The following is a 12,557-nucleotide window of genomic DNA, read 5'->3' as shown; positions in this document are numbered from 1 at the left end:
ATTTTGGGCTTTTAAAGCTGTTTATCTTAAAACGCCCCCTGCAAAGTATGATTTAGCCCCCTGTGTAAAGCTTAAAAAATTCGGTACTTCGGCTTCACCAAATGTAAAGACTGAGCAGCCTAACCGTATAATGTATCAATTGCTAAATAAAAGTATATATCTAATCTGTACATTCATCGGCATCAGCCTGGTGAGTACTGCACAAGAAACACAACTGAGTACCATTGCCAGTAACGGATGGGCAAACAACTCGGTAAATGCTGTTATTTTTCGTAAAAATTCTTTGGTCAGTTTTAAAGATAGCCAATATGCCGCTTATTATGATCAGGAACAAAATGTGGTATTGGCTAAACGCAAAATTGGCTCAACCCGCTGGACAGTAGTTACCACCCCCTATAAAGGTGATGCGACCGATGCCCATAAATCAATTAGCATCATGATAGATGGCGATGGTTTCCTCCATATGGCCTGGGGTCAGCATAACAACAATTTAAATTATGCAAAATCGGTTTCAGCAGGTTCCCTAACTTTAGGGACCAAGGAAACTATGCTTTCTGCAAAAGAAAATAAAGTTAGTTATCCAGAGTTTTACAAACTAGCCAATGGCGATCTTCTGTTTTTTTACCGTGATGGGGGCTCCGGAAATGGAAACCTGATGATCAACCGTTATAGCCTGAAGACTAAAAAGTGGACGCGTGTACAGGATGGGATGATTGATGGCGAAGGACAGCGAAATGCCTATTGGCAGGTGGCAGTAGATCAGGCTGGAACCATCCATTTATCGTGGGTGTGGCGCGAAAGCCCTGATGTAGCCAGTAACCACGATTTATGTTATGCTAAATCTACGGATGGCGGACTAAGCTGGTTAAAATCTACCAATGAAAAATATAGCCTGCCCATTACGGCATCTAATGCCGAATATGCGCTTAAAATTCCGCAAAAAAGTGAGCTGATCAACCAAACGTCGATGTTTGCTGATGCCAAGGGCAATGTATTTATTGCAGGCTACTGGCGCGATACGAACGAGACTATACCACAATATCACCTGGTTTTTAAAACCGGTAACCATTGGGAAGTCAGTAACCTTAATTTTAGAAAAACGGCTTTTAGTTTAAGTGGAGGCGGTACCAAACAGATTCCGATTTCGAGGCCACAGATTATCGTTTGGCCAAATGGAAAACAATATGCTGCGGGATTGTTGTTCAGAGATGCTGAACGGGGAAACAAAGTTTCCATTGCTTTGAATGATCAGCTTGGAACAGGAAACTGGAAGATTAAAGACCTTACTCAAAAAAGCGTTGGTGATTGGGAACCCACTTATGATACCGAACTTTGGAAAAGTAAAGGGATTTTGAGTCTGTTTTTACAGCATGTTACCCAGATAGATGGCGAAGGAAAGGCCAGCCAGGCACCGACAATAGTGCAGGCCCTGGATTGGAAACCGAAAGATAAATAACGAATTAATGTTGAAATGAAATATCCTATTGTAAAATATAACTTTTCCCTGCTTGCTGTTTTGTTTATGGTATCCGTAAATCTGGTACAGGCACAAAGCAAAAAAACGACCGGGGCATCCAAAGAAAACACAGCTTATTTATTTACCTATTTTACCGGCAACGCTAAAGCAGAAGAAGCAATCCGTTTTGCTGTAAGCACCGATGGTTACCACTTCAAAGCCTTAAATAATAATAATCCGGTTATTTCTTCTGAAAAGATCAGCAGTACCGGAGGTGTACGCGATCCACATATTTTACGTGGTGAGGATGGCAAAACCTTTTATATGGTGGCTACCGATATGGTTTCAGCAAATGGATGGAATGCTAACAGAGCCATGGTATTGTTGAAATCGAATGATTTGATCCATTGGACATCGGCAGTGGTTAATATTCAAAAACGTTTTCCAAATAACGAAAATTTACTCCGCGTTTGGGCACCGCAGACCATTTATGATAAAATTGCCAAAAAATATATGGTTTATTGGTCGATGAAACATGGCGATGATCCCGATAAAATTTATTATGCTTACGCCAATGCTGATTTTACCGACCTGGAAACCGTTCCGAAGCAGCTCTTTTTTAGTCCAACCAATGGCTCTTGTATTGATGGAGATATTATCTACGATAAAGGAAAATACAATCTGTTCTTTAAAACAGAAGGTAATGGTAATGGCATTAAAAAAGCGGTTTCTGATCAGCTAACAACAGGTTATGTGCTGCAGGATAAATATTTGCAGCAAACCAAAGAAGCGGTTGAAGGAGCGGGCGTTTTTAAACTGAACCAGAGTGACGAATATATCCTGATGTACGATGTGTACATGAAAGGCCGCTATCAGTTTACCGAAAGCAAAGATCTGGCAAATTTTAGTGTAGTGGATCAGGATATTACGATGGATTTTCACCCTCGGCATGGCACTATTTTGCCAATTAATCAACAAGAGTTAAACCGGTTGCTCCATCAGTGGTACAGCATCGGGTCTGTTTTGCTTAGTGCAGAAAATAAGGCCATCAATCAAAATAATATGGTTTTAGATAGTGTAAACCAAAAAGTTGATTTGCCTGTAAACTATGGGACAGATTTAAAGGCTTTCGATCCGCAGTTTAATACCTTTAATCAAATCAGCATTACACCAAAAGGAAAACTCGATTTTTCTAAAGGTCCTGTGAAAATTAAGCTAAACATTGCCGGTCAGCAAGCTAAAACTTACGAGGTAAACGTTTCCGTAGCTAATAATCCTGTGCTAAAAGGTTATTATGCAGATCCTGAAATTTTATATTCCAATAAAACTTCGAAATATTACATCTATCCAACCAGTGATGGTTTTACGAATTGGAGCGGCACCTATTTTAAAAGTTTTTCATCTACCGATCTGGTGAACTGGAAAGATGAAGGCAAAATATTAGACCTTGAAAAAGACGTTTCCTGGGAAAAAAAGAATGCCTGGGCACCTACCATCATCGAAAAAAAGATTAATGGTGAGTACAAGTATTTCTATTATTTTACAGCGGCCCAGAAAATTGGAGTTGCTGTTGCTGATGATCCGGCGGGCCCGTTTAAGGACAGTGGAAAGGCTTTAATTTCTGGTAAACCAAAAGGGATTAAAGGTGGTCAGGAGATTGACCCGGATGTGTTTAACGATCCTCAAACACATAAAAGTTATCTCTATTGGGGAAATGGTTATATGGCGGTTGCACCATTAAATGACGATATGGTTTCGATTGATACCAATGCGATTAAAATCATTACGCCAAACAACGGTTTTAGAGAAGGTACGGAAGTTTTTTATCGCAATGGAAAATATTACTTCTTATGGTCGGAAGATGATACCCGGAGCGAAAATTATAGGGTACGTTATGGTTTTTCTGATTCACCTACGGGTAAAATAACCATTCCGGAAAATAACCTGATTCTGGCCAAAGATGTAACACAAGGTATTTACGGCACAGGGCATAACAGCGTGATCAAAGTCAACGGAAAAGACGAATGGTACATGGTTTACCATCGCTTTACCAGGCCAAAAGGCATTTCGATGGGAAGAGCTGCAGGGTATAACCGCGAGGTTTGCATCGATAAGATGGAATTTAACGCAGATGGAACCATTAAACCTGTAGTACCAACAGTAAACGGCATTAAACCCATACACTAATGAAATTAAGATTATATCAGGCCCTTTTTTTATGGTTGTTTTTTAGCAGCATTGTGGTAAATGCACAACCTGCACTTTCAAAAGAAGAAGTGCTCGAAATGCTTAACCGCGCAAATACCTATTGGCAAAATAACAATAAACCCGAAGTACGTGCTTTTTGGGATCATGCTGCTTACCATACCGGGAATATGGAACTTTACGGAATTACCAGAAACGAAACTTACCGTAAATATTCAGAAGACTGGGCCGTTCATAACCAATGGATGGGTGCAAAATCGACCGATAAATCCAAATGGAAATATAAATACGGCGAAACAGATGAATATGTGTTGTTTGGCGATTGGCAAATCTGCTTTCAAACCTATATCGATCTCTATCACTTAAAACCCGAAGAATATAAAATTGCAAGGGCAAAAGAGGTGATGCAATACGAAATGAGTACACCAAACAGCGATTATTGGTGGTGGGCTGATGGCTTGTACATGGTAATGCCAGTGATGACCAAACTTTATAAGGTAACTGGCGATCAAAAATACCTGGATAAACTGTACGAATATTTTAGGTATGCCAACAATATCATGTACGATAAAAAGGAAAAACTTTATTATCGCGATGCCAAATATGTTTATCCAAAACATAAAAGTGCCAATGGTAAAAAAGATTTTTGGGCAAGGGGTGATGGTTGGGTATTTGCAGGTTTGGCGAAAGTGTTGAAAGATCTGCCCCTTAACGATCCGCATCGCAATGAATATTTAACCAAGTACCGGAATATGGCCAAAGCAATTGTTAAAAGCCAGCAGGCAGAAGGCTATTGGACCAGAAGCATCCTCGATGCGCAACACGCGCCGGGACCAGAAACCAGTGGTACAGCCTTTTTTACTTACGGTTTGCTATGGGGGATTAACAATGGCTATTTAAAAGAAAAAAAATACTTACCTGCAGCACAAAAAGCATGGGCATACCTAAGCAAAACCGCATTACAACCTAATGGTAAACTGGGTTATGTACAACCGATAGGGGAGAAAGCCATTCCGGGTCAGGTGGTTGATGTAAATTCTACTGCTAATTTTGGTGTGGGGGCCTTTTTATTGGCAGGAAGCGAAATGTACCGCTATTTATCGAATAAAAATTAAATTTTAACACAAATGAAATTAAGAAATATCTGCATTACAGCTATACTCATCACATTGATTGGCGGAACTGTATTTGCACAAAAGAAAGCCAAAAACACCAAAAGCGCAGTTTTAACCGACAGGCAGTTCTGGTTGCAGCAAATGGATAAGATGGTGAAACCTGTTTTATATAACCTGGCTAAAGATAGCCTGCGGATTGCAATGCCTAAGGCTACCTCTATCCATATTGATAATAAAGAACACCGCATTAAGGTACAATATGTCGAGGTTTTGGGCAGGGTTTTAAGTGGTATTGCGCCATGGTTACAGTTAGAAGGAGGTTCGGCAGAAGAAGTGGCTTTACGTAAACAATATCGCGAATGGGCGCTTCAAGGGTTAAAAAATGCATTGGATTCAAATGCCAAAGATTTTATGAATTTCGATATCGGCGGGCAGCAACTGGTAGATGCGTCTTATGTCGCATTGGCGCTGGTTCGTGCGCCCTGGTTATGGGAAAACCTGGATAAGAGAAACCAGGAGCTGATGATGAAATCGATCATTACCACCAGAAGATTTAAGCCTGTTTTTTCTAACTGGTTATTGTTCTCTGCTATGAACGAAGCTTTTCTGGCCAAATTTGGTTACAGCTGGGATCCCATGCGGGTTGATTATGCCTTGCAACAAATGGAGCAATGGTATACAGGGGATGGCATGTACACCGATGGAACATCCTTCGCTTTCGATTATTACAACAGTTATGTTATCCACCCTTATCTGGCTACTTTGGCCAATATCATTGGTGCTAAAACGAACAGTTATAAAGAAATGTTCGATAAAATTAAAAAGCGGAACGAACGATATGCGGTAATTCAGGAGCGATTAATCAATGCTGATGGCACTTATCCTGCAACTGGTCGTTCTATCATTTACCGTGGTGCAGCATTTCATCATTTGGCCGATATGGCCTGGAGAAAGGCATTACCAAAACAGTTAAGTCCGGCACAGGTCCGTTGCGCTTTAACCGCCGTCATCAAAAAAACTTTAGAAAGTCCTGGTACCTATAAAAACGGTTGGTTAACCATTGGTTTATATGGTGATCAACCCAATCTGGGCGATTTTTATAACAACCAGGGTAGTCCTTACATCGCTTCAAATATCTTTTTGCCATTGGGCTTGTCAGAAACGGATCCCTTTTGGGCAAACGCTGCAGAGAAATGGAGTGCGCAAAAAATCTGGAGTGGAGAAAATTTTGAAAATGATCACAGTGCAAGTTTAAAATAACTAATTAATTAAATATCAGATAACTACATAATTAAGAAGATGTTATGTAAATTCCATCTTTAAAACATTAAAATTATTGATTAACATGATGAATAAGAGAATCAGTTTTGTTTTAGGATTTATCGCCTTTGTTTTGTTGCTAAACGGAAACATTTCAGCACAACAGGCCTATACTTCTTTTACGCCAGGAAAAATTTGGAAAGATAATAAAGGCGTTCATATTAATGCACACGGTGGTGGCATTGTAGAATATAAAGGAACCTATTATTGGTTTGGAGAGCATAAAATTGAAGGCGAAAAAGGAAATACAGCGCAGGTAGGTGTACATTGTTATTCTTCAAAAGATTTATACAATTGGAAAGATGAAGGTATTGCACTTCCGGTTTCTGAAGACCTGAAAAGTGATATTGCTAAAGGTTGTATTCTGGAGCGTCCAAAAGTGGTATACAACAAAAAAACCAAAAAGTTTGTGATGTGGTTTCACCTGGAGCTTTTGGGTAAAGGTTATGCAGCGGCAAGATCAGGTGTTGCAGTGGCCGATCGCCCAACAGGGCCATATACTTTTATCAAAAGTTACCGCCCAAATCCAGGTAAAATGCCTTTCTATGCTGAAGGAACACCAGAAAAAGATCAGGTAAATTGCGAAAAACCAGCAAATAAGAGCGATGGTTTTTTCTGTAGGGATTTAGCTGGTGGACAGATGGCCAGAGATATGACTGTTTTTGTAGATGATGACGGAAAAGCTTATCACATATTTTCTTCAGAAGAGAATTTTACGCTTCATTTAGCAGAATTAACCCCCGATTATTTAGGCCACACCGGAAAATTTATCAGGATTTATGTGGGGCAACAAACAGAAGCACCAGCCTTATTTAAGAAAAACGGCGTTTATTACATGGTTGGTTCGGGTTGTACAGGCTGGGCACCAAATCCGGCACGATGGTTTAAATCAAATTCCATCTGGGGTCCCTGGACGTATATGGGGAACCCTTGTCAGGGCGAGGGTGCTAAATTAACCTACGGCGGTCAGAGCACACATGTACTTCCTGCCCCGGGCAAAAAAGGAGAGTTTATTTTTATGGCCGATAAATGGGAACCCAAAAATGCCATCGATGGCCGTTATTTATGGTTGCCGATCAAATTTGAAGGCGATAAAATTTCGATAAACTGGGCAGACGAATGGAATCTGAGCGTGTTTAAAAAGTAGAGAAAAACAAAATTTTTATATAAAACCCAGATGATGGATTGCGGAGAAATACGCAAATTAGGAACCCTTTTGCCTAAAAAATCCAGGTCATCAAAAAAAACAGTTCAAAATGAAAGTAAAATTATTATGGTTGGTGGCGATGTGTTTCTCCTTAACCGCTTTTGGCCAGCAAGCCAAACACACGTTTAAATTGGGAGAATCGGATTTTTTGCTGGATGATAAACCTTTCCAGATAATTTCTGGCGAGTTACATTATCCCCGTGTACCAAAAGAAGCCTGGCGGGCCCGGATGAAAATGGCCAAAGCCATGGGGCTAAACACCATTGGTACCTACGTGTTCTGGAATCTGCATGAGCCACAAAAAGGAAAATTCGATTTTTCCGGCAATAACAACATCGCCGAATTTGTGAAAATTGCCCAGCAGGAGGGACTTTGGGTGATTTTAAGGCCAAGTCCTTACGTTTGTGCTGAATGGGAGTTTGGCGGTTACCCATATTGGTTACAGAATGAAAAAGGCCTTGTAGTAAGAAGTACCGAAAAACAATACCTGGATGAGTATAAAAAATATATCCTTGAGGTAGGGAAACAACTGGCCCCATTGCAGATTAACCATGGCGGTAACATCATTATGGTGCAGGTAGAGAACGAATACGGTTCTTATGCTGCTGATAAAAATTATTTAGATATCAACAGAAAAATGTTTATCGAGGCAGGCTTCGATGGATTGCTTTATACCTGCGATCCGGCTGCTGATGTAAAAGACGGTCATTTAGCTGGTTTATTACCCGCAGTAAACGGGATCGATGATCCGGCAAAAATCAGGCAGCTGGTAAATGAAAACCATGATGGCAAAGGTCCGTATTTTATAGCGGAGTGGTACCCTGCATGGTTCGATTGGTGGGGAACAGCGCACCACACCGTTCCTGCTGTGCAATACACCAAAAAATTAGATGCTGTTTTAGCAGCGGGCATTTCGATCAACATGTACATGTTTCATGGCGGTACAACCCGCAGTTTTATGAATGGTGCTAACTACAAGGATATTTCTCCATACGAACCACAAACCAGTAGTTATGATTACGACGCGCCTTTAAATGAGGCTGGGAACGTAACCGATAAATTCAGGGCTTTTAGAAGTGTAATCGAAAAACATCTTCCGGCAGGGCAAAGTTTGCCACCAATCCCTGCAGCTAAACCAAGTATCGCGATTGCGCCTTTTAAACTAACCAGTAAAGTTACTTTGTTTAATGCACTGCCAAAAGCTGTGAAAAATATCACGCCCTTAACTTTTGAAGACCTTAAGCAGGACTATGGCTATGTGTTATACCGCACCACCATTCAGGGCGGGAAAAAAGGCCAATTGCAGCTTAAACAATTACGCGATTATGCGCTGATTTTTATCAACCAAAAAAGGGCAGGTATTTTAGACCGCAGGTTAAACCAAAACACCCTGTCTTTAGATCTTCCGGCAGGAGAGGTACAGCTCGATATTTTTGTTGAAAATATGGGACGGGTAAACTTTGGAAAGTATTTATTAGAGAATAAAAAAGGAATTACCGAACAGGTAACTTTTAATGGTGCCGAAGTTAAAAACTGGTCGATCTATGGCTTTCCTTTTAGCAACGATCGCTTGACCATTACTAGTCCATCAAAAGCAAATGGAAACGGGCCAACATTACAGAAAGGATCCTTCCAGATTTCGACTGTTGCAGATACTTATTTAGATATGACCGATTGGGGAAAAGGCGTCGTATGGGTTAACGGACACAATTTAGGAAAGTACTGGGCAATTGGTCCGCAACAAACGCTTTATGTTCCTCAGGAATGGTTAAAAAAAGGCAAGAATGATATTACAGTTTTGGAACTACTTAAACCCGATCAAAATATTTTAAAAGCAATTGATCAACCAATCTTAAATACACTTAAAAAATTAAACGTAGATTAAACGTTTAAAAATCTTAAAAATTGGTGTTAAAGGCCTAAATTTGGCAAAAAGTAACAATTTAACCCCTATTAATTACCGTATTACCCCTCAATTGAGGGGTTTTTTTATGGTTACTTTGTTACAACCAAATAATAAAACCAATAAGATATGAGCAAAAACAAACGACATTTTTTTTAAAGCACATCACGACTACTGAAAAACATCTAACTAATTTTTTTCTTTAAATAACCATTAAACAAACCCGCTCACCTGAGCAGAATTTTTTAACCAACCATCCCTAGTATGCAAAAAAAATTACTCCTGAAATTTTCAGTTGTGTTTTTATTGCTGTTTAAAATTATCCCGGCACAAGCTTCCAACGAGGCTAAACTTGTCCTGAGTTTTAAGCAGCATATTGATACACTGCAAAAGGCCCCATCGCTCTACCTTGTTGATGAAAATCAGCTCCCACTTGTAGGTGCTAAGCTTGTTAATACAAAGAATAAAACCAGTGCTGTTACCGATATCAACGGTATTGCTCCATTAAGCTATGGCACTGGTGATCTGATTGAAGTTTATGCTTCAAATGCATTGGTATTAAAACTTGAGATTAGGAAAGGCCAAAATGTGATTGTGGTGAGCAGTAAAAACCCTGGAGTTGCTGCACTAAAGCCAGTGAGAACACTTTATGATCAAACGGTTAAGCAATCGTTATCTACCATGGCAACTGATGCTGTTTATACCACAGATTTAACCAAAACGCCGGTAACTTCTATAAAATCGGCCATTACGGGTCGTTTAGCAGGTTTATATACCAATCAAAATTCGGGCAGATTAGGTTCCGAAGGACGAACTGATGGAACTGCTTCATTACTTTCGCTCGGTTCTTTAGGTTCTGATGCCGTTACAATGTCGCTAAGAGGACAAAACCCGGTAGTTATTGTCGACGGTATACCAAGACCGCTTACCATTTTTAATATGGAAGAGATCGAGTCGATTACCGTATTGAAAGATGCCGTTTCAACAGCAATGTTAGGTGTAAAAGGTGCAAGTGGTGCAATTTTAATCACCACCAGAAGGGGCGCCAAAGCAAAACAGCTCATTTCATTTACTGCGCAAACTGCATTTCAAAAATCACTTAAACTTCCACAAGGCTTAAATTCATTTCAATACGCCACTTTATACAATGAGGCCAGGGTAAATGATGGTTTAACTCCGGTTTATACTGCTGCCGATTTACAGGCTTACCAAACAGGCAGTGATCCGCAAGGCCACCCCGATGTAGACTGGAAAGATTTGGTAACTAAACCCACTTCACGTTTTAATCATTATACCTTAAATGTATCGGGCGGTAACGATTTTGGGAAATACTTTGTCGCTGTTGAGCATGTAGATCAAAACGGACTTTTTAAAAATTCAGACCTCAACACCTATGATACAGACAATACCTACAAAAGTTATGTAATCCGTTCTAATGTCGATCTGCAGATCAACAAGAAACTATCGGCAGGTATTAATTTAATGGGACGTTTAATTAACGGAAATGAGTCTGGTTATACCGCAAATTCAGCCGGTTTTGGTTCACAATCGATTTTGAATTCCATTTATGCAACTCCTGCGAACGCATATCCGGTTTATAATCCAAATGGAAGTTTCGCAACAACATCTTCTTATCAGAACAATATTTATGCTCAGGCCATTGCTTCTGGTTATGTTGGTACCTATAAAAGAGATGTATCAGCAGATTTATTCTTAAAAAGAACATTCGATGAAATTACAAAAGGTCTTTGGTTAAAAGCTAAAGCATCAATTTTTGCAACATTATCTGAAAATACTTACAGACAGAAATCGTTTGCCAGTTTTTTCTATAATCCAACTACCAAAGCTTATACGCAATATGGTACCATTGGTACACAAAATAACTACACAGGCATTAATTACCAGGGCCATTCAGATTACGAGGAGCTAACACTTGGTTACGACCGTAATTTTAACAAACATGGCGTAAGTGCTGTTTTATTGGCTAACCACGATAACTCATTTACGGGTTCCGATCTTCCTTATACCGTACAGGGGATTTCGGGAAAGGCATCGTATAATTTCGATGAGAAATATGTTGCCGATCTGGCTTTTGGATACAATGGTTCTAATTATTATCCGCCATCAGGTGATTATAAGTATGGATTTTTTCCGGCTATGGCTTTAGCCTGGAACATCAATAAAGAAAACTTTTTAAAAGATACCAAATGGCTGAGCAGCTTAAAACTATATGGTTCTTACGGCAAAACGGGGAACGATAATCCTGGTTACTTTGTGTACATCCAAAGGTATTTTGATGGAGCAGCTACTTATTTTGGCGCTACTCCAGGTTCCAATACCAGTATTTATGAACAACCTTTAGCCAATCCGAATATTACATGGGAAAAAGCAAACAAGTTTAATATAGGTTTACAGGGAGCGATTTTAGATAACAAGCTCAGTTTTACGGCTGAATATTATCGTGATAAATATTATGACCTGTTGATGCAAAGAGGTAAAAACTCTGCACTTATCGGGCAGAACTACCCTTTAGAAAATATTGGGCAGAGCAGATATACCGGATGGGATTTTAAATTGAATTTCCAGCAAACGGTGAATGAATTTAGCTATTACATTGCCGCTACCGGTGGGTTACAACAATCCAAAGTGCTTTACCAGAATGAGGTGAACCAACCTTTCCCTTGGATGGCCAGAACAGGGCAAGCCGTTGGTCAGCGTTTTGGGTACATCGCCGATGGTTTATTCCAAAATACTGCTGAAGTAAATGGCAGCGCTAAATTGGAAGGTTATACCGCACAGCCTGGAGATATTAAATACCGCGATCTGAATGGTGATGGGATCATCAACCAGCTGGATCAAACCGCAATCGGGAATGCAAAACCATTGTTCTATTATGGTTTAAACTTAGGTTTCCAGTTTAAAGGATTCGATTTTAGTGCATTGATACAAGGTGCGATGAACCGCACCATTTACCTGAGCGGAAATACAGAGTGGGCTTTTCAAAATAATGGTTTCGGACAGGCCTGGGAACAAAATCTCGACCGCTGGACGCCTCAAACGGCAGGTACCGCTACAATGCCCAGATTATCGATTGGTACAAATATCAATAACGAAGCTACTTCTACTTTCTGGCAACACTCGGGCAATTATGCACGCTTAAAAAATGTTGAGGTAGGTTATACCATTCCAAACCATTGGGCCAGGAAGATAGGTCTGCAGAGCATCAGGGTATTTGGCAATGGGACCAATTTAGTAACACTTGCCGCTTATGATCGAGTAGATCCGGAGGTGTACAATGGAAGCTATCCAATTCAGCGATCGATCAACATGGGTATCAACATTAAACTTTAA

At 40.0% G+C, this 12,557-nt stretch carries 7 protein-coding genes; all 7 read left to right on the top strand.

Annotation, left to right across the window (positions count from 1 at the left end; translation table 11 throughout):
* Positions 1-130 precede the first annotated feature (130 nt).
* Positions 131-1,456 (top strand): BNR repeat-containing protein, encoded by a 1,326-nt coding sequence (locus tag AC04QZ_RS24375; RefSeq protein WP_478359812.1) that lies wholly within the window; start codon positions 131-133, stop codon positions 1,454-1,456.
* A gap of 15 nt (positions 1,457-1,471) precedes the next feature.
* Positions 1,472-3,643, top strand: a complete 2,172-nt coding sequence (locus tag AC04QZ_RS24370; protein WP_478359811.1) for a glycoside hydrolase family 43 protein — start codon at positions 1,472-1,474, stop codon at positions 3,641-3,643.
* Complete coding sequence (locus AC04QZ_RS24365; protein WP_478359810.1) at positions 3,643-4,776, top strand: glycoside hydrolase family 88/105 protein; 1,134 nt, start codon at positions 3,643-3,645, stop codon at positions 4,774-4,776. The genes AC04QZ_RS24370 and AC04QZ_RS24365 overlap by 1 nt, the downstream gene beginning before the upstream one ends.
* 12 nt (positions 4,777-4,788) lie before the next feature.
* Positions 4,789-6,036: a DUF2264 domain-containing protein gene (locus AC04QZ_RS24360; RefSeq protein WP_478359809.1), complete on the top strand. Its 1,248-nt coding sequence runs from the start codon at positions 4,789-4,791 to the stop codon at positions 6,034-6,036.
* An 85-nt stretch (positions 6,037-6,121) separates the two neighbouring features.
* A complete protein-coding gene (locus tag AC04QZ_RS24355) occupies positions 6,122-7,243 on the top strand; it encodes a glycoside hydrolase family 43 protein (protein WP_478359808.1) in 1,122 nt (373 codons plus the stop codon).
* 109 nt (positions 7,244-7,352) lie between these two features.
* The gene (locus AC04QZ_RS24350) at positions 7,353-9,188 is read left to right on the top strand and encodes a glycoside hydrolase family 35 protein (protein WP_478359807.1); all 1,836 of its coding nucleotides are present in this window, start codon (positions 7,353-7,355) and stop codon (positions 9,186-9,188) included.
* A 282-nt stretch (positions 9,189-9,470) separates the two neighbouring features.
* Complete coding sequence (locus AC04QZ_RS24345) at positions 9,471-12,557, top strand: SusC/RagA family TonB-linked outer membrane protein (RefSeq protein ID WP_478359806.1); 3,087 nt, start codon at positions 9,471-9,473, stop codon at positions 12,555-12,557.

Source organism: Pedobacter folensis (assembly GCF_056490665.1).
The sequence above is the reverse complement of the archived record's forward strand: the minus strand, read 5'-3'. Positions and strand labels throughout refer to the sequence as shown.